21 protein-coding genes are annotated in these 21,076 nt (G+C 68.3%); 18 read left to right on the top strand and 3 right to left on the bottom strand.

Features of this window, described 5'->3' with window-relative positions:
• Positions 1–15: 15 nt before the first annotated feature.
• The 5 genes from U4Z64_RS31560 (at position 16) to U4Z64_RS31540 (ending at position 4,833) form a co-directional block, all read left to right on the top strand.
• Complete coding sequence (locus U4Z64_RS31560) at positions 16–891, top strand: ABC transporter permease (protein WP_321822013.1); 876 nt, start codon at positions 16–18, stop codon at positions 889–891.
• A gap of 20 nt (positions 892–911) precedes the next feature.
• Positions 912–1,706: an ABC transporter permease gene (locus U4Z64_RS31555; protein ID WP_044843928.1), complete on the top strand. Its 795-nt coding sequence runs from the start codon at positions 912–914 to the stop codon at positions 1,704–1,706.
• Positions 1,707–1,747: 41 nt separating this feature from the next.
• Positions 1,748–2,476, top strand: a complete 729-nt coding sequence (locus tag U4Z64_RS31550) for an NAD(P)H-dependent oxidoreductase (protein ID WP_321811702.1) — start codon at positions 1,748–1,750, stop codon at positions 2,474–2,476.
• 61 nt (positions 2,477–2,537) lie between these two features.
• Positions 2,538–3,176: a MarC family protein gene (locus U4Z64_RS31545; RefSeq protein WP_321822012.1), complete on the top strand. Its 639-nt coding sequence runs from the start codon at positions 2,538–2,540 to the stop codon at positions 3,174–3,176.
• A 55-nt stretch (positions 3,177–3,231) separates the two neighbouring features.
• Entirely contained in the window at positions 3,232–4,833 is a 1,602-nt protein-coding gene (locus tag U4Z64_RS31540; RefSeq protein WP_321822011.1) for a 5-guanidino-2-oxopentanoate decarboxylase, read from the top strand.
• A gap of 85 nt (positions 4,834–4,918) precedes the next feature.
• Here the strand turns inward: U4Z64_RS31540 and U4Z64_RS31535 are convergent, their stop codons facing one another.
• Positions 4,919–5,575: a TetR family transcriptional regulator C-terminal domain-containing protein gene (locus U4Z64_RS31535; RefSeq protein WP_321822010.1), complete on the bottom strand. Its 657-nt coding sequence runs from the start codon at positions 5,573–5,575 to the stop codon at positions 4,919–4,921.
• 227 nt (positions 5,576–5,802) lie between these two features.
• Between U4Z64_RS31535 and U4Z64_RS31530 the strand changes: the two genes are divergently transcribed.
• The 12 genes from U4Z64_RS31530 to U4Z64_RS31475 all read left to right on the top strand — a co-directional run bounded on the left by U4Z64_RS31530 (position 5,803) and on the right by U4Z64_RS31475 (position 18,010).
• On the top strand, positions 5,803–6,609 hold the full coding sequence (locus tag U4Z64_RS31530; protein ID WP_044843932.1) for an ABC transporter ATP-binding protein: 807 nt from the start codon (positions 5,803–5,805) through the stop codon (positions 6,607–6,609).
• Positions 6,610–6,703: 94 nt separating this feature from the next.
• Positions 6,704–7,501, top strand: a complete 798-nt coding sequence (locus U4Z64_RS31525; RefSeq protein WP_044843933.1) for a transporter substrate-binding domain-containing protein — start codon at positions 6,704–6,706, stop codon at positions 7,499–7,501.
• A gap of 48 nt (positions 7,502–7,549) precedes the next feature.
• The gene (locus tag U4Z64_RS31520) at positions 7,550–8,266 is read left to right on the top strand and encodes an ABC transporter permease (protein WP_044843934.1); all 717 of its coding nucleotides are present in this window, start codon (positions 7,550–7,552) and stop codon (positions 8,264–8,266) included.
• A 61-nt stretch (positions 8,267–8,327) separates the two neighbouring features.
• Entirely contained in the window at positions 8,328–9,023 is a 696-nt protein-coding gene (locus U4Z64_RS31515; protein ID WP_044843935.1) for an ABC transporter permease, read from the top strand.
• Positions 9,024–9,075: 52 nt separating this feature from the next.
• Positions 9,076–10,269, top strand: a complete 1,194-nt coding sequence (locus U4Z64_RS31510) for a pyridoxal phosphate-dependent aminotransferase (protein WP_321822009.1) — start codon at positions 9,076–9,078, stop codon at positions 10,267–10,269.
• Positions 10,270–10,300: 31 nt separating this feature from the next.
• Complete coding sequence (locus tag U4Z64_RS31505; protein ID WP_321822008.1) at positions 10,301–11,311, top strand: succinylglutamate desuccinylase/aspartoacylase domain-containing protein; 1,011 nt, start codon at positions 10,301–10,303, stop codon at positions 11,309–11,311.
• Between the two features lie 398 nt (positions 11,312–11,709).
• On the top strand, positions 11,710–14,118 hold the full coding sequence (locus U4Z64_RS31500) for an ATP-binding protein (protein WP_321822007.1): 2,409 nt from the start codon (positions 11,710–11,712) through the stop codon (positions 14,116–14,118).
• A 2-nt stretch (positions 14,119–14,120) separates the two neighbouring features.
• Positions 14,121–14,861, top strand: a complete 741-nt coding sequence (locus tag U4Z64_RS31495; protein ID WP_321822006.1) for a methyl-accepting chemotaxis protein — start codon at positions 14,121–14,123, stop codon at positions 14,859–14,861.
• Positions 14,858–15,442, top strand: coding sequence for a hypothetical protein (locus U4Z64_RS31490; protein ID WP_321822005.1), 585 nt, complete (start codon positions 14,858–14,860; stop codon positions 15,440–15,442). Before U4Z64_RS31495 ends, U4Z64_RS31490 begins: the two co-directional genes overlap by 4 nt.
• A gap of 22 nt (positions 15,443–15,464) precedes the next feature.
• On the top strand, positions 15,465–16,433 hold the full coding sequence (locus U4Z64_RS31485) for a chemotaxis protein CheX (protein WP_044843940.1): 969 nt from the start codon (positions 15,465–15,467) through the stop codon (positions 16,431–16,433).
• A 36-nt stretch (positions 16,434–16,469) separates the two neighbouring features.
• Positions 16,470–16,835, top strand: coding sequence for a response regulator (locus U4Z64_RS31480; protein ID WP_006765703.1), 366 nt, complete (start codon positions 16,470–16,472; stop codon positions 16,833–16,835).
• Between the two features lie 380 nt (positions 16,836–17,215).
• Positions 17,216–18,010 (top strand): enoyl-CoA hydratase, encoded by a 795-nt coding sequence (locus tag U4Z64_RS31475; protein WP_124667701.1) that lies wholly within the window; start codon positions 17,216–17,218, stop codon positions 18,008–18,010.
• A 202-nt stretch (positions 18,011–18,212) separates the two neighbouring features.
• Here the strand turns inward: U4Z64_RS31475 and alr are convergent, their stop codons facing one another.
• Positions 18,213–19,334, bottom strand: a complete 1,122-nt coding sequence (alr, locus tag U4Z64_RS31470) for an alanine racemase (protein WP_257775344.1) — start codon at positions 19,332–19,334, stop codon at positions 18,213–18,215.
• Between the two features lie 300 nt (positions 19,335–19,634).
• Between alr and U4Z64_RS31465 the strand changes: the two genes are divergently transcribed.
• Positions 19,635–20,006: an MAPEG family protein gene (locus tag U4Z64_RS31465; protein ID WP_044843943.1), complete on the top strand. Its 372-nt coding sequence runs from the start codon at positions 19,635–19,637 to the stop codon at positions 20,004–20,006.
• Positions 20,007–20,054: 48 nt separating this feature from the next.
• Here the strand turns inward: U4Z64_RS31465 and U4Z64_RS31460 are convergent, their stop codons facing one another.
• Entirely contained in the window at positions 20,055–21,008 is a 954-nt protein-coding gene (locus U4Z64_RS31460) for a LysR family transcriptional regulator (protein ID WP_321822004.1), read from the bottom strand.
• Between the last annotated feature and the right edge of the window lie 68 nt (positions 21,009–21,076).

Below are 21,076 nucleotides of genomic sequence, written 5' to 3'. Positions count from 1 at the left end.
CGTGAGCGTGACGCCATGAATACCCTGTCTACTCCCGTCGCGGGCGCGGTCCCGCTCGGCCGCGCGAAGGCCGATCGTTACTGGCTGCTCGTCGTGCCGCTGCTCGCGGTGCTGATCGTGCTGTACGTGTATCCGCTCGTGCGCGTGCTGTGGCTCGGCTTCACGGTGCCGGAGCCGGGCCTGCACAACTATGCGCGGCTGCTCGGCAATCATGGCGTGCATCGCGTGCTGTGGACCACGCTGCGCGTGTGCGCGGTCACGACCGTGTGTTCGGTCGCGCTCGGCTATGCGATTGCGTATGCGATGGCCCACGTCGGCCCGCGGCAACGGATGGCGCTGATGTTCGGGCTGCTCGTGCCGTTCTGGGCGTCGGTGCTGGTGCGCGCGTTCTCGTGGCTGTTCCTGCTCGGCGAGCAGGGGCTCGTCAACACGCTGCTGCTGCGCATCGGGCTGATCGACGCGCCGCTGCCGCTGATGCGAAACGAGGTCGGTGTCGTGATCGGGATGATCCACTTCATGATTCCGTACGCGGTGCTGCCGCTGTACGCGAACATGAAGGGCATCGATCCGCAGCTCGCGCGCGCGTCGCAGGGGCTCGGCGCGGGCGCGTTCGTCACGTTCCGCAACGTGTATTTCCCGCAGACGCGACCGGGCATCGTCGGCGCGGCGATCCTCGTGTTCATCTTCTCGCTCGGCTTCTACGTGACGCCGGTGATACTCGGCGGCGGCCGCACCGTGATGATCGCCGAATACATCAGCACGCAGATCCTGCAGCTCGTGAACTGGGGCAGCGGGGCGGCGCTCGCGTCGCTGCTGCTGGCGTCGATCCTGGCCGCGCTCGCGCTGCTCGCGCGCTTCGTCGACCTGCGCGAGCTGTTCGGCGCGCGCTGACCCGAACGGAGGAGGTTCCGATGAACACCCGAATGACCGCAGGACGCGCGCTCGTGGTCGGCATCGCGTGGGCCGCGATCCTGTTCCTGATGCTGCCGCTGCTCGTGTCGGTGCCCGTCTCGCTGACGCCGAGCGACTACCTGTCGATGCCAGACGGCGCGCTGTCGCTGCGGCACTACCGCGTGCTGCTCGACGACGACGGCTGGGTGTCGAGCTTCCTGCAGAGCGGGCTGATCGCGCTGGTGTCGTCGGCGATCTCGGTCGGGCTCGGCACGCTGTGCGCGATCGGGCTGTGGAAAGTCGCGTCGCGGCGCGGCGAGTTCGTGCGCGGCGTGATCCTGTTCCCGCTGATCGTGCCGCCGATCGTGTCGGCGCTCGCGTTCTACCGGCTGTGGGGCGAACTCGGGATGCTCGACAGCTATCCCGCCGCGATCCTGTCGCACGTCGTGCTGTCGGTGCCTTACGTCGTGGTGGCGGTTTCGGCGTCGCTCGCGACCGTTGGGCTGCGCATCGAGCAGGCATCGCGCAGCCTCGGTGCGAACGTCGCGCAGACGCTGCGCTACGTGATCCTGCCGTCGATCCGGCCGGGCGTGCTGTCGGCCGCGGTGTTCGCGTTCATCCTGTCGTGGGACGAGCTCGTCGTCACGCTGTTCATCTCGAGCCGGAACGTCTATACGCTGCCGCGCCGCATGTGGGACGGGATGCGCGAGAACGTCGATCCGGCGATCGCGTCGGTATCCACGCTTTTGCTCGTCGCGACCTGCGTCGCGATCGGCCTGTCGCTGCTGCGCAAGCGTGCGGCCGGGTCCGTCTGAATCCAGCAGTTCAACGTTACGTTGCGGAGAAAACTCGCACCATGAAAGTCCTGATCGTTCACGCCCATCCCGAACCGCAGTCGTTCACGACGTCGATGCTGCACCGTGCGGTGAGCACGCTCGAAGCGCAGGGGCATACCGTGACGGTGTCCGACCTGTACGCGATGCAGTGGAATCCGGTCGCGAGCGCGGCCGATTTCGGCGTGCGCAAGAACCCCGACTATCTCGTCTACGCGCTGGAGCAGCGCGAGAACGTTGCCGCGCACGCGATCGCGCCGGACATCGCCGCGGAACTCGACAAGCTCGCCGCGTGCGACCTGCTGATCCTGAGCTTTCCGCTGTTCTGGTGCTCGGTGCCGGCGATCATGAAAGGCTGGATCGACCGCGTGCTCGTGTCGGGCAAGGTGTACGGCGGCGTGCGCTTCTATGATCGCGGCGGGATGCGCGGCAAGCGCGCGCTGCTCGCCTATACGTGCGGCGGCCGCGACTACATGTTCGGTGCAGACGGCGTGCACGGCGAAATGGACCTGATGCTGCGCCACGTGTTGCGCGGCACGCTCGGCTACGCAGGCTTCGACGTGCTGCCGTCGTTCGTCGGCTATCACGTGCCGTACATCGGCGACGCGGAGCGCGCGGCCGTGCTCGCACGCTACGACGCCTATCTCGCAGAGCTCGACCGGCACGAACCGATGGCGTTTCCGACGCTCGACGATTTCGACGGCGACATGCGGCCGCGCGAACGCGCGCCGCAGGACGCCACGCAGGATTGATCACGCCCGGCCGCGTCGCCGCCGCGCCGCTTATCCACCCGAGCGCATGTGAGTTCGAGCGATGACCCTGACGTCGAGCGACGTGCTGCTGTTCCTGACCGGGCTCCTGACGCTGTTCTGTCCGCCCGTCGCGATCCCGATGTATGCGGCCGTCACCGGGCATTTTCCCGACGTGACACAGCGGCAGATCGCGTTCAGGCTGTTCGCGTGGATCGCGGCGCTGATGATCGGCGCGGTGTGGGGCGGCCAGTTCCTGCTGCGCATGCTCGGCCTCACGCTCGGTGCGCTGACGCTGACGGGCGGCCTCGTGCTGTGCCTGTGGTCGATCCCGATGATGCGCGGCACGGCGAACGACGAGCGCTGCGGCGGCGACACGCGCCTCGAACATGCGCAATGGCGCAGCTACATCGCGGTGCCGCTGATCTTCCCGCTATCGATCGGCAGCGCGGTGATGTCGCTCGTGATCACGACCGCGACGCGCTTTCATACGCCGGCCGACCTGCTGGCGCTGAGCGCGGCGTGCGTGCTGCACGCGGGCGTGATCGGGCTCACGTATGCGTGCTCGGCGTCGTGGTGCCGACGGCTCGGCGAGATCGGCAGGACGCTGGTCGAGCGGCTGTCGGGCATCGTGCTGACCGCGATCGCGTTCCAGATGCTCGCGCAGGGCGTGCGCGAACTGTTGCCGGGGCTCGCGCATTGACGGCCTCGCGGGGCCGCGCGCGATCCACCTCCTTACCCTGAACGATGGAAATCACATGAAAACAGTAGGCATGTACCTGGTCGACCTGCTCGCCGCCTACGGCGTCGACACGGTGTTCGGCATTCCCGGCGTGCATACGATCGAGCTGTACCGCGGGCTCGCCGGCAGCGCGCTGCGCCACGTGAGCGCGCGCCACGAGCAGGGCCTCGGCTTCATGGCGGACGGCTATGCGCGCGCGACCGGCAAGCCCGGCGTGTGTTTCGTGATCACCGGCCCCGGGATGACGAACATCGCGACGTCGATGGCGCAGGCGTATGCGGATTCGATTCCGATGCTGGTGATTTCGAGCGTCAACGCGTCCGGCGACATCGGCTCCGGCAACGGCCATCTGCACGAACTGCCGGACCAGCATGCGTTCGCGGAGAACATCGCCGCGTTCAGCTACACGGTGCCGCGCGCCGACGCGCTGCCGCAGGTCATCGCACGCGCGTTCGCGGTGTTCTCGGGCGGCCGGCCGCGCCCCGTGCATCTGCAGATTCCGCTCGACGTGCTCGCGGCGCCGGCCGACACGTTGCCGCCTGTGCCGGCCGTGCCGCCGCGCATCACGCCGGGCCCCGCATCGGCCGACGGTATCGACGCATTGCGTGCGAAGGCCGCCGTCGCGCGCGCACCATTGATTCTCGCGGGCGGCGGTGCACTCGACGCGGCCGCCGACGTGCGCTGGCTCGCGGAGACGCTCGACGCGCCGGTCGTGATGACGATCAACGGGCGCGGCGTGTTGCCGAGCGCGCATCCGCTCGGCGTGTCGTGGTCGGCGTCGAGCGACGCGGTGCGCGCGCTGATGCGCGACAGCGACCTGATCGTCGCGCTCGGCACCGAGCTCGGCCCGACCGATTACGACCTGTATGCGACGCGCAGCTTCTCGATGCCCGCGCCTCTCGTACGGATCGACATCGATCCGCAGCAGCTGTGCCGCAACGCGGTGCCCGCGCTGCCGCTGCTCGGCGACGTCGGCGAAACGCTGCGCGCGCTGCGGCGCGTGTGGCCGGGCGATGCGCGGGCGCGCGCTGACGGCGACGGCGTTGAGCGCGCGGCGACGTGCCGTTTGGCCGCGCGGCAGGAACTGAACGACGAAATGCGGCGCGATCTCGCGCTGCTCGACAGCGTGCGCGACGCGCTGCCCGATGCGGCGCTGGTCGGCGATTCGACGCGGATCGTCTATGCGGGCAACGTCGGCTTCGCGGCGTCGCGTCCGCGCAGCTGGTTCAACGCGTCGGTCGGCTTCGGCTCGCTCGGCTACGGGCTGCCGGCCGCGGTCGGCGCGAGCCTCGGCGATGCATCGCGGCCGGTGGTCTGCCTCGCCGGCGACGGCGGGTTCCAGTACACGCTCGCCGAACTCGGCACCGCGGTGCAGCATCGCGCGCGCGTGATCGTCGTACTGCTGAACAACGGCGGTTACGGAGAGATCAAGCGTGCGATGATCGACGGCGGCGTCGAGCCGGTCGGCGTGGATCTGCATACGCCCGATTTCGTCGCGCTCGCGCACGCGTATGGATGGGGTGCGCAGCGCGTCGAAGAGGGTGCGTCGCTGGCCGGTGCGCTCGGCGAAGCGGCCGCGCACGATGCGCCGTACCTGATCGAGATTCGTGCGGCCTGAAAATGAGAACGGCCTCGCGATGCGAGGCCGTCGTGCCGGTTGCGGCGCGAGTGCGCCGGCTTGCCGGCGCGGCGCGTTGTGTGCGTTACGCGCGCTTGCGCGCCGTCTTCGACGGCGGCAGGAACGAATCGACGACGCGCAGGCAGCTCGTCAGCGCGTCTTCCGCGGTGAACGACGTCGGGTCGCGCGCGAGTTCGAGCCAGAAGCCGTCGATCACCGCCGTCACCGTCAGCGCAGCGAGTTCGCTGTCGACGGTGCCGCCGCGCACTTCCGCGATCTGGTCGAACAGCTTCTTCAACGCCTGCCGGTAGCCGGCATACAGCTCCTTGTGCGCCTTGCGGATCACCGGATCGCTGTGCGCGACGCTCCAGAAGCCGAGCCAGACCTTCACGTTCTTCGGCGCGAACACCGGCGCGGCGAAACACACCTTGATGATCGCGTCGAGCTTGTCCTCGGGGCCCGTCGCGTTCGCGGCGGCCGCGCGCGACACGTCGAGCAGGTCGGCCGCGAGCCGCTTGTAGGTCTGCGCCATCAGCTCGTCTTTCGACTGGAAGTGATGGTTGATCAGCCCGCGCGACACCTTCGCTTCCGCGCAGATGCGGTCGATCGTGGTTTCCGAATAGCTGTAGCGCGCGATGCAGCGCATCGTCGCGTCGATGATCGATTGCTGCCGCACCGCGGGCGTTTCTCGGATGCCGCGGCTGCGGGTCTGAACCGGTGCGCTGCCAGGAGTCTTTTTCACGGAGGGACCTTACGGAATCGTCATGGCACCGATTATAGGGGAGTGTCGGACGCTTGTTCAATTACAGCGATGGAACCCGCGAAAACCCTTGCTTCCGGAATATTGAAATCTGTTGAACCCTTGTTCAACAGAGCCTATACTCGACTCCGCATGAGGTTGGTCGGCCATTCAACAAGACGCCGCGATCCCGCGCGGGACGGGCGTGAGAATTCGACACAGGAGACAGCATGTTGGCGCGGGTGGAGAGCGTGAAGACGGCGGTCGAGGAGCGCGTGCAGGTGACGGACCTGCACAAGCGGTTCGGCGAGCTGGAGGTGTTGAAGGGCGTGTCGCTGAGCGCGCGCGAAGGCGAAGTGATCTCGCTGATCGGCGCGAGCGGCTCGGGCAAGAGCACGCTGCTTCGCTGCATCAACCTGCTCGAGACGCCGACCCGCGGGCGCATCGTCGTCGATGGCGAGGAGATCGGGCTGAAGCTCGATCGCAAGGGCCGCACCGTGCCGACCGATCCGCGCCAGGTCGAACGCATTCGCACGCGGCTCGGCATGGTGTTCCAGAGCTTCAATCTGTGGGCGCACCGCACGGTGCTCGAGAACGTGATCGAGATGCCCGTGCACGTGCTGCGCGAACCGCGCGCCGAAGCGCTCGCGCGCGCCGAGCAGCTGCTCGAACGCGTCGGCCTCGCCGACAAGCGCAACGTCTATCCGGCGTTCCTGTCCGGCGGCCAGCAGCAGCGTGTCGCGATCGCGCGCGCGCTCGCGATGCGGCCGAAAGTGATGCTGTTCGACGAGCCGACTTCCGCGCTCGATCCCGAACGCGTCGGCGAAGTGCTGAAGGTGATCCGCGATCTCGCGTGCGAAGGCCGCACGATGATTCTCGTCACGCACGAGATGGCATTCGCGCGCGACGTGTCGAACAAGGTGCTGTTCCTGCACGAAGGACGCGTCGAGGAGAGCGGCACGCCGGCCGAGATCTTCGATGCGCCGCAGAGCGAACGCTGCCGCCAGTTCGTCAACGCGCACCGGCAACGTCACTGAACCGATGGCACGGCCCGCGCGTGCCTGCCTGCGCGGCCGGCCGCACCGATGCCGGCCGTACCGATTTCGTATCTTTCCAGCCAGGAGTCCGACCATGAAGCGTATCGTTCGCAGTCTGCTGTGCCTGTTGAGTCTCGTTCTCGCGGCGCTTGCGCCGTTCGGTTCCGCGCATGCGTCGTCGGGCGTGCTGCGCTTCGGCGTCGCCGCCGAGCCGTATCCGCCGTTCCTGATGAAGAGCCCGACCGGGCAGTGGAGCGGCTTCGAGGCCGACCTGATCCGCGCGGTGTGCGAGCAGATGAAGGCGAAGTGCGAGATCAAGGAAGTCGCGTGGGACGGCATCATCCCGGCGCTGCTCAGCGACAAGATCGACGTGATCTTCAACTCGATGTCGATCACGCCGGAGCGCCAGAAGGTGATCGCGTTCTCGCGGCCGTACTACGAGACGCCGGGCACCTTCGTCGGCGCGAAGAACCAGAAGCTCACGCTGACGCCGGACGGCCTGAAGGGCAAGGTGATCGGCGTGCAGGGTTCGACCGCGAACGCCGAGTTCATCAAGATGGCGTACGGCAAGACGGCGACGGTGCGGCTCTACAACACGCAGGACGATTGCAACTCGGACCTCGTCGCGGGCCGCATCGACACGATGTATCTCGACCAGCTCGGCATTCTCGACTTCCTGAAGTCGAAGGACGGTGCGACGTTCGAGCTGAAAGGCCCCGGCAGCGTGAAGATGGATCCGGCGATCTTCGGCTACGGCGTCGGCGCGGGGATGCGCAAGGCCGATGCGCCGCTCAAGCAGCAGATGGACCAGGCGCTCGAGCAGCTGCATGCGTCGGGCAAGTACGCGCAGATCGCGAAGAAGTATTTCCCGATCGACCTCTGGCCGCACTGATCGCACGATTTCGCGCCGACGGGCGCCACGCACGGACGAGGAGGCGGCATGGACGGTTGGGGATGGGTGAGCTACCTGGGCATGGACCCGGACGGCTGGGGCGTCGCGCTGCTGCAGGGCGCGGGCGTGACGCTCGAGATTTCGCTCGGCGCGTTCGTCGTCGGCATCGTGCTCGGGCTCCTGGGCGCGGTCGCGAAGCTGTCCGGCGTGCGCGCGTTCGAGCGGCTCGCGCAGGGCTACACGACGCTGTGCCGCGCGGTGCCCGAGCTGCTGCTGATCCTGCTGCTCTACTACGCGGGCACCGACGCGATCAACCTGCTGATGACGGCGATCGGCGTCGGGCCGGTCGCGGTCAACGGCTTCGCGGCCGCGGTGATCGTGCTCGGCATCGTGCAGGGCGCGTATGCGGCCGAGATCATCCGCGGTGCGATCCTCGCGATCCCGTACGGGCAGATCGAAGCCGCGCGCGCGTTCGGCGCACCGCCCGCGCTCGTGTTCCGCCGCGTGACGCTGCCCGCGATGGCGCCGTATGCACTGGCCGGCTTCACGAACCTGTGGCTGATCCTCGTGAAGGACAGCGCGCTGATCAGCGTGGTCGGCTACAGCGAGCTGCTCTACACCGCGAAGCAGGCGGCCGGTTCGACGCGCGAGTACCTGCACTACTACCTGATGGTCGCGGCCGTGTATTTCGCGATCACGTCGCTGTCGGGCATGCTGTTTCGCGAGATCGAGCGGCGCTTCGGCCGCTGGATGCCCGCATCGTGACCCGCATCGTGACCCACGTCCCGCCTTTCCACGCATCTTTCGACCGAACCGGATCAATGCCATGGATCTGAGCGTACTGTCTTCCTACGGGTCGCTGCTGCTGCTCGGCGTGCTGACCACCGTCAAGCTGCTCGTCGTGTCGGCCGTGTTCGGCTTCGGGCTCGCGATCGCCGTCGCGTTCGCGCGGCTGTCGGGCAATGCAGTCGTCGCGCGCGTCAGCAAGGCGTTCACCGAAGTGATCCGCGGCACGCCGCTGCTCGTGCAGATCTACCTGATCTACTATGGCGTCGGCTCGCTGTTCGCCGGCTGGCCCGCGCTGCGCGACAGCGTGCTGTGGCCGTTCCTGCGCGACGGCTTCTGGTACGTCGCGTTCGCGCTGGTGATCAGCGTCGGCGCGTACGTCGGCGAAGTGCTGCGCGCCGGGCTGCGCGGTGTGCCGAAGGGCGAGATCGAGGCCGCGCGCGCGATGGGGATGCGTCCGTCGATGATCGCGCGGCGCGTGTGGCTGCCGCGCGCGATCCAGATCCTGCTGCCGACGCTCGCGGGCGAGACGGTGATGCTGCTGAAATCGACCGCGCTCGCGTCGACGGTCGCGGTGATGGACGTGCTCGGCGCCGCGAACTATATCCGCGCGCAGACCTTGCGGACCTACGAGCCGCTGCTGGCGATCGCGGTGATCTACGTCGTGCTCGCGTTCGCGATCGAGCGCGCGTTCGGCCGGCTCGAGCGGCGTGTGCCGGTGCGCATGCCGCGTTGAACGAACCCTTGATGGCGCGGCGGCCGGGCGGGCGCCGCGCGACGGAGAACACATGAACTATTCGAAGCTGGTCGAGCGCCTGCAGGGCAAGCGCACGACCGCCTGGGACATTCATTACGCGGCGCAGGCGGCCGTCGCGGCCGGCGAGCCGGCGATCGTGCTGAGCGTCGGCGATCCGGATTTCCCGACCCCCGACGTGATCGTCGAACGCGCGGTGACCGCGCTGCGCGGCGGCGATACGCACTACAGCGAAGTGCGCGGGCGTGCCGAGCTGCGCGCGGCGATCGCGCGCGAGCATGCGAAGGCGTGCGGGCAGGCGGTCGGCGCCGAGCACGTGATCGTGACGGCCGGCGCGCAGAACGCGCTGTTCGCGATGGCGCTGTGCCTGTGCGAGGCCGGCGACGAGGTGCTCGTGCCGGAGCCGATGTACCTCACGTACGAAGCCAGCGTGCGCGCGTCGGGCGCGACGCTCGTGCCGGTGCCGGTCGATGCGGCTCGCGGTTTTCATCTCGATGTCGACGCGCTCGCAGCGGCCGTGACGCCGCGCACGAAAGCGATCTTCTTTGCGACGCCGTGCAATCCGACCGGCGTCGTGATGCCGCGCGCCGATCTCGAACGGATCGCGCGGCTCGCGTGCGAGCGCGACCTGTGGGTCGTGTCCGACGAGGTCTACGCGGAGCTGACGTTCGAGCGCGACATGGTCAGCATCGCGTCGCTGCCGGGGATGGCCGAGCGCACGGTGACGATCGGCAGCCTGTCGAAATCGCATGCGATGCCGGGCTGGCGGGTCGGCTGGGCGATCGGCCCGACCGAGCTGATCGAGCATGCGGAACGGCTCGCGCTGTGCATGCTGTACGGACTGCCCGGCTTCGTCCAGCAGGCGGCTGTCACCGCGCTCGACAACAAGGCCGCGATCGTCGCCGACATGCGCGAGCTGTATCGGCGCCGCCGCGATCTCGCGTACGCGCGCCTGCGCGACGTGCCGGGGCTGCGCTGCCTGCTGCCGGAAGCCGGGATGTTCATGATGGTCGACGTGCGCGGCACGGGGCTGGATGCGCACGCTTTCACGTGGGGGCTGTTCCGCGCGAAGCAGGTCGCGCTGCTCGATGCGAGCGCGTTCGGCGAGACGGCGTCGGGTTTCGTGCGCTTCGGCTTCGTCGTCGACGATGCGAAGCTCGCCGACGCGTGCGAGCGTATCGCGGCATTTGTCGCGAGCCTCGGCGGGAACGCGCGCGCGGCGTCGTGATGCATAGCCGGAACCGGAAGGAGGAGCGACGATGATCGAAACGCTGACGTGGCAGGTGCCGGGCGACGGCGGCCAGCCGCTCGCGATCCGCGCATGGCGGCTGTCGGGCGGCGACGGGCCGCGCGTACACCTGCAGGCCGGCGTGCATGCGGACGAGATCGCCGGCATGCTCGTGCTGCACCGGTTGCTGCCGCAACTTTGCACGGCCCACGATCGCGGCGTGCTGCGCGGCACGGTGACGGTCGTGCCGCAGGCGAATCCGCTCGGGCTCGCGCAGTTCCGGCAAGGGCGGCTGCTCGGCCGCTTCCACGACGCGACGCATCGCAATTTCAACCGGCATTTCCACGAATCGGCTGCGGCGCGCCGGCCCGCGACGACGTTCGCCGCGTGGCAGCGCACGGTGTTCGACGCTGCGTGCGACGCCGACATCGTGCTCGATCTGCACACCGATTCCGAGGCGCTGCCGTACGTATACCTGCATCGCGATCTGTGGCCGGCCGGCCGCGATCTCGCGGCCGCGCTCGGCGTGGACGTCGCGATCCTGTGGGACGAGGACGACGACGGCGCGTTCGAAGGCGCGATCGCCGCGCACTGGGCGCGCAACGGCGGTTTGCGCGAGCGACTCGTCGCGACGATCGAATTGCGCGGCCAATCCGACGTGTCCGACACGCTCGCCGAACGCGATGCCGACGGCGTCCTTGCGTTCCTGCGCGGCCGCGGCGTGATCGCGGAACCGGCCGGCGCGCGCGACTGGAACGGCGACGCTGTGCCGATCGCGCACATGGAAACCGTGCTCGCGCCGGTGTCGGGCGTGCTCGTGTACGAACGCGAACTCGGCGCGACGGTCGATGCCGGCGAGCGCATCGCGCGGATCGTCGTGCAGCCGGGCGTGCCCGGCAGCGAGCACGTGCTGGTGGCGCCGCAAGCCGGGCGCATCGTCACGCGCAATCGCGAGCGGCTGGTCGCGCAGGGCGACGTCGCGTTGAAGCTGACCGGGTCGCGGCCGTCGGCAGGCTGGTCGGGCGGTGCGCTCGATCCGTGAGCGGCAATGACGCGGCCCGCCGGCCCGGCCCGCGCATGAGCTCCGTTATCGCGCGTAGATGACTCCGCGAGCGATTCGATTCACGGTTAATGCGCAAACGTTTCACCGGTATTCGACCGGATTGAATTGCCGAATCGAGAATCGAAGAATAAATTTCCGGATGCGATTATTCCGCGCGGCCCGGCAAGCGGCCGGAGCCTGGAGGCGCCGAAGGTTAACGGCGCATTCGCGGAAAACTTTAGGATTTTCCCGTCGCAATTAATCATTGCGATTTCCTCAACGGCCGATTGATTTTCAGTCATCGGACGGTCATACACCATCCCCGATAATTCGCCGCTCACATTCTTTCAATAGGCCAGAGCGCGATCGAAGGCGGATCGCTGCGGGGAGCTGTACTCATGACCATCCGTCATCGCATTACGCTGCTAGTCGTCCTGACGTTTTTCGCGTTGTCCGCGATCGGCGTGTACGCCGTGTACCAGACGCGCAAGAGCGCGTCCGAGGTGCGTCAGGTTACCCAGGGAATCGTGCCGAGCGCGCTCGCGTCGGCGGATCTCGTCGCGGACGTAAAGAATATCCAGATCGCGACGATGACGCTGGTGTACGCGCCCGACGCGAACACCGCCGCGCAGGCGCGCGACGAGCTGAAGGCGAAGCAGGGTGCGCTGCGCGCCGCGCTCGACGCCCAGGCGAAATCGGCGGTCGGCCGCGCGCAGGAAGGCCTCGTCGCGCAGGCGAAGGACAGCGCCGCGAACTACTTCGCCGCGATCGACGACACCGTGAAGATGAAGACCGACGGCAAGCCCGAGATGGCGCAGGCGTACCTATTCGCGAACGTCGCGCAGTATCGCGACGAACTGGAAAGCATCGTCGACACGCTGCGCGTCGAGAAGAACCGCCAGAAGGACGACGCGATCCGGGCGCTGAACGGCATGCTCGCGACGACGGCCACCGCGATCGCGGGGGTGGCGGGCACGGTGGTCGTGCTGCTGACCGCGCTCGGCTTCGTGCTGTATCGCCAGATCACGCGTCCGCTGATCGGGATGCAGACGGCAATGAGCGAGATCGCGACGAGCCAGGACTTCACGCGCCGCGTGCCGGTGGGCCGGATGGACGAGATCGGCCATTCGATCGTCGCGTTCAACGGGATGATCGAGAAGATCCAGGAGAACGCCGCGCAACTGAAGCAGAAGACGGCCGACATCCAGGCGATGCTGCAGAACATGCAGCAGGGGATCCTGACGGTCGTCGAAGGCGGGGTCGTGCATGCGGAGTATTCGGCTTACCTCGAAACCATCTTCGAAACGAACGACATCGCCGGCCGCGACCTGATGGCACTCGTGTTCGACGATTCGGGCATCGGTTCCGACGCGCGCTCGCAGGTCGACGCGGCCGTGCATGCGTGCCTCGGCGAGGACAGCATGAACTTCGCGTTCAACGAGCACCTGCTCGTCAACGAAGTCGCGAAGCGGATGCCGGACGGCCGCGAGAAATGGCTCGACCTGAGCTGGTCGGCGATCACCGACGAGACCGACACGGTCGTGCGGCTGATGCTGTGCGTGCGCGACGTGACGGAGATCCGCGAGCTGACCGCGCAGGCCGGCGAGCAGCAGCGCCGCCTCGAGATGATCGGCGAGATCCTGTCGATCAGCCAGGACAAGTTCCACGACTTCGTGCACAGCGCGAAGGGTTTCCTCAGCGAGAACGAGCGGATGATCCGCCAGCACGAACGCGCGGATCACTCGATCGTCGCGGCGCTGTTCCGCAACATGCACACGATCAAGGGCAATGCGCGCACGTACAGCCTGCAGCACCTGACCAACATCGTGCACGAAGCGGAGCAGGCATACGAATCGCTGCGCCGCGCCGACGGCGGCCCCGAGTGGAACCGCGATGCGCTGATGGACGACCTCGCCCGCGTGCGCGAGGCGGTCGACCGCTACGCGACGATCAACGCGGTCACGCTCGGCCGCCACGGCGAGGCGGCGCAGCATGGCGGCGCCGACTACCTGATGGTCGAGCGCGCGCATATCAGCGAGAGCCTGCGCATGCTCGACGGCGCCGATCCGGCGAACGCGGGCGACTGGCACGCGGCGCGCGATTCGGTGCGCCGCCTGTTGAGCCAGTTCGGCACGCAGGGCATCGGCGATGCGCTGGGCGGCGTGATCGAATCGCTGCCGTCGCTCGCGGCCGAACTCGGCAAGCCGGCGCCCGTCGTGCATATCGACAGCAACGGCCATCGCGTGCGCAGCGAGATCGGCGCGACGCTTGCGAACGTGTTCATGCACCTGCTGCGCAACGCGATCGACCACGGCATCGAAACGTCGGACGAGCGTCGCGCGGCCGGGAAGGCGCCGGCCGGCAAGATCGACATCGCGGTCGACGTCGACGGCGATGCACTGCGCTTCGTGCTCGCCGACGACGGCCGCGGCCTCGCGCTCGACCGGATTCACGGGATCGCGCGCGAGCGCGGCTGGATCGACGCCGGCAACGAAGCCGGGTTGACCGACGAAGCCGTGGCCGAACTGATCTTCCGCCCGGGCTTCTCGACCGCGCGCGCGGTGACCGAAGTATCGGGGCGCGGCGTCGGGATGGACGCGGTGCGCAACTTCCTGAAGCGCGACGGCGGCGATATCGCGCTGCGCTTTACCGACGATCGCGTCGGCGCGTCGTATCGCGCGTTCGAGACGATCGTGTCGCTGCCGGCGCGTTTCGCGGCGGACGGTGCGGTCAACGGCGTGGCCAACGCTGCGGCGCGCGAAGCCGGGCAGCCGGCGCACGCCGTGAACGTCGACGCAACGGAGTGATCGTGCAAGCGTGGATGATCCCGATCGGTGCCGCGCTGGCGGGCGGCCTCGTGGTCGCGGCGATCGCCGCGTTCGCGTGGCGCATCGCACGCGCGCGGCTCGTTGCCGCGCTGACGCGCGAAGCGGACGCGTTGCGCGCCGCGCTCGGCGCGGCCGATGCGCGGGCCGACGAAGCCGCGGCCGCACATGTGGAAGCCGCACAGGCATGGACGCGCCGCGAAACGGAACTCGAGGAAACGCGGGCGCGCGAGGCGGCCGGCACCGGCGAGCAGCGCGACGCGCTGCAGGCGCTCGCGGCCGAGCGCGCCGCGCTGTCGCAGCACGCGGCGAAGCTCGCCGGCGAAGCCGCGCGCCTGCGCGGGCTGGCCGGCACGTTCGAGCGCTGGCACGAGCAGATGATCTCGCTGACCACGCAGAACCAGGACATGCGCACGAAGAACCAGGAGCTGTCGGCGATCGTCGCGCACGTGTCGATCGTCTCGCTGAACGCATCGATCGAGGCCGCGCGCGCGGGTGCCGCGGGACGCGGCTTCTCGATCGTCGCGAGCGAGGTGCGCGGGCTTGCCGCGCGCTCGCAGCAACTGTCGAACAGCTATCGCGACAGCCTGAACCGCAACGATCTCGTGACGGCCGCGACGTTTCAGGACATCCAGGCCGGCGGCAAGATGATCACGGCCGCGCTCGCGACGGTCGAGACGCTGGCGGGGCAGCTGCATGCGCGGCTCGAAGGAGCGGCGGCGTGATCAGCGCGCAGGCCCGCGCCGGTTTCGAGCGGATCTTCTTCGATGCGGCGCGCACGCGGCTCGCGTCCGGCGGCGCATGCGAGATCCGGCCGGCTGACGACGACGTACATGGTGCGTCACATGACCCATCCCGCACGAAGTCGCGCGCGATGCCGAAGATCGCGGAACACGTCGCAGTGCTGACGATCTCGGCGCTGCATTTCCGGCTGCTGCTCGCGCTGCGTTTTCGGGACGACGAACCGACGCGCCGCCATTTCGCTGCGGCGGCGCCCGGCGCGAGCGCGCAGCGGCCGCTGCCCGAAGCGTTCATGGAAGTCGCGAACCTGTGCTGCGGCGCGATCAACCAGGCGCTGACCGTGCCGTTCCCCGATCTCGGGATGTCGACGCCTTACCTGCTGAGCGGCGCGAGCATCGACTACCTGCAGGCGCTGAATCCCGGCCATGTGGCCGCGTACGACGTGACGCTCGACGGCGACGTGCGGATCGGCGCGACGCTGTGCGTGTGCGCGAACGCGCCGGTCGATTTCCACGTGTCGGAAGCGGCGAGCGTGGACACGGGCGGCGAGCTCGAACTGTTTTGACCGATTGCGAGGACTCCGCGACATGACCGTAGATCAACCCGTCAGCAAGGTGCTCGTGCTCGACGACAGCCGCGCGCATGCGGCGACGCTCAAGCGCTTCTGCGACGAGCACAACCTGGTCGGCCTGACCGTGCGGCGCAACCGGCTGCTGAAGGTGCTGCGCTCGAACATCGATCTCGGCGCGATCCTGCTCGCCGAGGACTACGGCGGCTCGCCGGACGAAAGCGCGATCGTCGCGACGCAGATCGATGCGCTGCGACCCGAGCTGCCGATCATCCTGCGCCGCATGTCGAATGCAGGAGACGCGTCGCGCGACGGGCTGCCCGATGCGCTCGCACGCGTCGCGTGCGCGGCCTACGTCGCCGACGACCTGACGCCGCTCAAGCGCGCGATCGACGAATACCTGTTCGGCCGCGACTACCCGAACGCGCTGGTGCGCGGCATCGCGGAGATCACCGAGGCGCGGCTCGACAGCCTGTTCCCCGGCATGACGATCGAGCGCGACACGCCGTGCATCGTGCGCGACCAGATCATCTTCGGCGAGGTGTTCAGCCTGATCGCGCTGGAAAGCGCATGGTGCCGCGGCTACATGCTGCTGCAGACGAGCGAGCAGCCGCTGCTCGACATGATCGGCGGCACGCGCGACGACGGCCGGGCACCCGATTTCCGCGACGTGAACAGCGTGCTCGGCGAGCTGACCAACCTCGTGTGGGGCGCGTTCAAGAACCGCTATCTCGGCGACGCGGAGGCCCTTGCGCGCCATCCGGTGCAGGTGCCGCTCGTCGTCAATCACAAGCAGAAGTTCATTTCGTTCGGCGGCGACTGTCCGCAGCTCTGTTTCAAGTACCGGATGACCGACCCCGCATCGGGGCGGTCGGTGCGGCTCGACCAGCGTTTCGTGTTCAGCCTGAGCTGGTCGCCGGAGGATTTCCGCGAATCCGTGCAGGACGTGGGGCCGATGGTGGAAGCGGGCGAACTCGAACTGTTTTGAATGTTGAAGTCGGCAACGACGAAAGGGGAAGACGGCATGGCAAAGATTCTGGTGGTCGACGATTCGGGCACGGTGCGCGACGAAGTCGCGGGTTTCCTGCGCAATCACGGGCTCGACGTCGCGACGGCGGTGGACGGCAAGGACGGGCTCGCGAAGCTCAAGGCGACACCCGGCGTGCGTCTCGTGATCAGCGACGTGAACATGCCGAACATGGACGGCCTGACGATGGTCGAGAAGATCCGCGGCGAGCTGGCGAACACGTCGGTCAACGTGGTGATGCTGACGACCGAAAGCAGCCCGGCAATGAAGGAGCGCGGCAAGGCCGCCGGCGTGAAGGGCTGGATCGTGAAGCCGTTCAAGGGCGATGCGGTGCTCGACGCGCTGAAGAAGCTCGCGGGCTGAGCCGATATTCGGGGGAGCGGGCCCGATACCGGTTGCGTGTTCGAGTTTGCGATTCGGGACGCGCGACCGCTGCGTCGCCGGTTGCAACGGGATGTTCGCAGGCGAGCATGCCGAGTACGTGCAGGGCGGTGCGATCCGCATTCAGGACGGTGCGACGGGCGAAATTCGCGATGTGCGCTCCTGCACGCGGCCCTGACCACGCACGCGAGTGACGCGCCGCCCGATTCCCGCGAACGTCTGCTGCGCCGGCGGTCCGTCCGCTTCGCTGGACGTCGCGCGCAAACTGGAGGACGATTCGTGATCATGTCGATCGCGAATCCGGATGCGTGTTGCCCGTGCCGCCGGTTCGCGTCCGATCGAACCCCATCGAGCGGAGCATCATGGAACCCATTCACGAGACAGCCGAGCCGATCCTGCTGCGCGAGGCCCACGACGGCGTCGTCACGCTGCGGCTGAACCGGCCGCAACAGTTCAACGCGTTGTCGGAGGCGATGCTGGCGAGCCTGCAGGACGCGTTCGATTCGCTGGCCGCCGATCCGCACGTGCGCTGTGTCGTGCTCGCCGCGCAGGGCAAGGCGTTCTGCGCGGGCCACGACCTGCGGCAGATGCGCGGCAAGCCCGAACTCGATTATTACCGCACGCTGTTCGCGCAATGCAGCCGCGTGATGCTCGCGATGCGCGCGCTGCCGGTGCCGGTGATCGCGCGCGTGCAGGGCATCGCGACGGCGGCCGGCTGCCAGCTCGTCGCCGCGTGCGACCTTGCCGTGGCGGCCGACACCGCGCGCTTCGCGGTGTCGGGCATCAACGTCGGGCTGTTCTGTTCGACGCCCGCCGTTGCGTTGAGCCGCAACGTGTCGGCGAAGCGCGCGTTCGACATGCTCGTCACCGGGCGTTTCATCGATGCGGCGACGGCCGCCGCGTGGGGGCTCGTCAACGAGGCCGTGCCCGAGGATGCGCTCGACGCGGCCGTCGCGCGCAAGGTCGCGGAGATCGTCGCGAAGAGCCCGGCGGCGGTGCGCTACGGCAAGCAGATGTTCTACCGGCAGCGAGAGCTGCCGCTGGACGACGCATACGCTTTTGCGGGCGACGTGATGGCGCGCAACATGATGGAAGAGGACGCCGGCGAGGGGATCGATGCGTTCCTCGAGAAGCGCAAGCCGACGTGGCGTGAGTAGTTGGTAGTTCGTAGTGTATGGCGCCCGTGGACCGGTTGCGCGCTGCGTCCCGCCTGTGCTTCGCCGTCGGTACATGCGGCAAAAGCAGGCCGCAAAAGCAGACCGCACAAAACAAGCGGACCGCCCGACGCGGCCCGCAAGCGGATTCCGAGCGTCCGGATGCGCAGCGACCCGCGAGCGTGCCGCCGCATCCGCGCCCCGGTTATCGCCCGTAGCTGCCCGTGCGCGGCGCCGGCTGCACCGTCGACGCGCCGGACGGCACGACCACGACCGGCACGCGGCGCGCGAGCGCGCACATCAGCTCGTAGCCGATCGTGCCGCTGGCTTCCGCGACGTCGTCGACCTTCACCTGATCGCCCCACAGCTCGACGCTCGAGCCGATGCCGGCATCCGGGCACGGCGTCAGGTCGACGGTCAGCATGTCCATCGACACGCGGCCGACGACGCGCGTCATCACGCCGTCCACCGCGATCGGCGTGCCGGTCGGCGCGTGGCGCGGATAGCCGTCCGCATAGCCGCACGCGACGACGCCGATCCGCATCGGCTGGTCGGCGGTGAAGCGGCGGCCGTAGCCGACCGTTTCTTCCGGCGCGAGCGTCTGCACGCCGATGATCTTGCTGGTCAGCGTCATCGCGGCCATCAGCGGCGTGTCGGCGATGTGCCGCGACGCGCCGGTCGGCGACGCGCCATACAGGATCGTGCCAGGCCGAACCCAGTCGCGATGCGCGCGCGGATGCCACAGCACGGCCGCCGAATTCGATGTCGAGCGCTCGCCAGGAATCCCGGCGGTGGCCGCATCGAACTGCTCAAGCTGCCAGTCGACTTCGCCTTCGTCGGCGTTTGCGAAATGCATCATCAGCGTGATCTTGCCGATCGACGGCGCGGCCGCCGCGCGCTCCCACGCGGCACGGAATGCGTGGGGCCGGTAGCCGAGCCGGTTCATCCCGGAGTTCATCTTCAGCTGGATGTCGATCGGTTGCCGAGGCTTCGCGGCGATCAGCAGGTCGAGCTGCGCGTCGCAGTGCACGGCCACCGTCAGCCGGTAACGATCGGCCAGTTCGACGTCGGCCGGCTCGAAGATGCCTTCGAGCAGCAGCACCGGCTTGTCCCAGCCGAGTTCCCGCACGCGCACGGCTTCGTCGAGATCGAGCAGCGCGATGCCGTCGGCGGCCGCGAGGCCCGGATAGATCCGCTCGATCCCGTGACCGTAGGCGTTGGCCTTGATCACGGCCCATACGCGCGATTGCGCGGCGGTGCGGCGGATGAAGTCGAGGTTGTGGCGGACGGCGTCGGGACGGATATGGGCGACGATGGGACGGGGCATGGGCGGGCTCGGGTCGAAAGTCGTTCGGTACGCGCGCGGCGGCGCGGGTCAGTGGCTGGTGCGATTGCGCACCCAGCCAGTGTTGGGCGCTATCTTATTGGTGTTCGACCAGTTTTAATTAACGTATTTATCGGCGATTTGGTGGAATTTTTTGTGCCGAATCCATGTCGACACGGCCTTCGCCAGCCTGCCTTGCCGAGTCTCGCGTCTAGAAAACCGGTGCGCGAACGGCGCGACGCAATGCTAAGCTCTGCGCGACCATGTCATTGATCAATGTAATCATAAAGGAGGGGGACTTTGATGACGACGTCCCAGCTGTGCCTGTTCATCGCGGCGCTGTTGCCGTTCCCGATGACGTTCCTGGCCAAGGCCCGCAAGGGTTACGACAACCACACGCCGCGCGAGTACCTCGCGAAGCTCGAAGGCTGGCGCGCGCGGGCGCAGGCCGCGCACCAGAATGCGTGGGAAGCGCTGGCGCTGTTCACGGCCGGATTGGTCGTCGCATGGCACAACGGCGCGAATGCGCACCACGTCGACCAGCTCGCGATGGGGTTCGTCGCGATTCGCGTCGTCTATGCGCTGATGTACCTGCTGAACTGGGCGTCGCTGCGTTCGCTCGTGTGGTCCGGCGGGATGGCGTGCGTCGTCGCGCTGTTCTTCGCGACGCCGTGACGCGGTAGCGAACCGGCGATGCCTGCGCCCGCTGTGCGCGCGGGCGCGCTACGCACCGCCCGCGTCGCGCGCGTGACTGTCGTTGGATGCGGGCGCAACGATCTTCGCGCGCTGGAGCGGCGGGGCATCGGCTTCGCGGCGCAGGAACGCGATCAACGGATCGAGCAGCCGGTGCCGCGCCGACGGACTGCGGCGCAGCACGAAGCGCCACGACGCATCGCGCTCGAGGCCCGGCACCAGCGGCACGAGGCGGCCGCTGCGCAGTTCGGGCTCGATCAGCGGCACACGGCCGAGCGCGATGCCCGCGCCGCCCACGGCCGCGCCGATCACCTGGCTGAAACTGCTGTAACGGACGATCTTCGTCTCGAAGTCGTCCGGCAGGCCGAAGTGCACGGCCCAGTTGCGCCAGTCGATCTCGGGGCTGTCCTCGTGCATCTCCTGCAGCAGCCGCGAGCGGCACACGTACCCGGATGCGTACGGGAACAGCTCGGGGCTGCACACCGGAAACACGGTCTCCCGCATCAGGATGTCGTCGTCGGCGCGCAGCCGGTGCGCGGGCACGTGCACGATCGCGAGATCGACGCCGCTGCGCGCGAAATCCGGTTCGTCGTCGACCACGACCGCATGCAGCGGCGTGTCGGGATGAAGCGACGAGAATTCCGCGAGGCGGCGCGCGAGCCACATCGACGAAAACGGCGCGTTGGCGGACACCGTCAGCCGTTGCGCGGTGGTGCCGCGAATCTCGGCGCACGCGTCGGTCAGCTTCGACAGCGCATCGCTGACGGCCGGCAGCAGGCGGGCGCCCGCTTGCGTGAGGCCGATGCCGCCGAGCCCCGTGCTGCGTTCGAGCAGGCGGGCACCCAGCGATTCCTCGAGCGCGCGGATCTGGTGACTGATCGCGCTCGTCGACACGTTCAGCTCGGCCGCCGCGCGTGCGAACCCGCCGAGGCGGACGGCCGCCTCGAAAGCACGCAGCGCGCTGAGGGGTGGGAGGTGCGACATGCGGGGTATTGTAGTTGACTCAACACCCGTTGAAAAATCATCTTTTGCCGCGCGTCGGGGGCGCGGGT

The organism is Burkholderia sp. BCC1996 (assembly GCF_905339955.1).
Lineage (GTDB): Bacteria > Pseudomonadota > Gammaproteobacteria > Burkholderiales > Burkholderiaceae > Burkholderia.
Note: the sequence above shows the minus strand (reverse complement) of the source record. Positions and strands in the feature narration are given on the sequence as shown.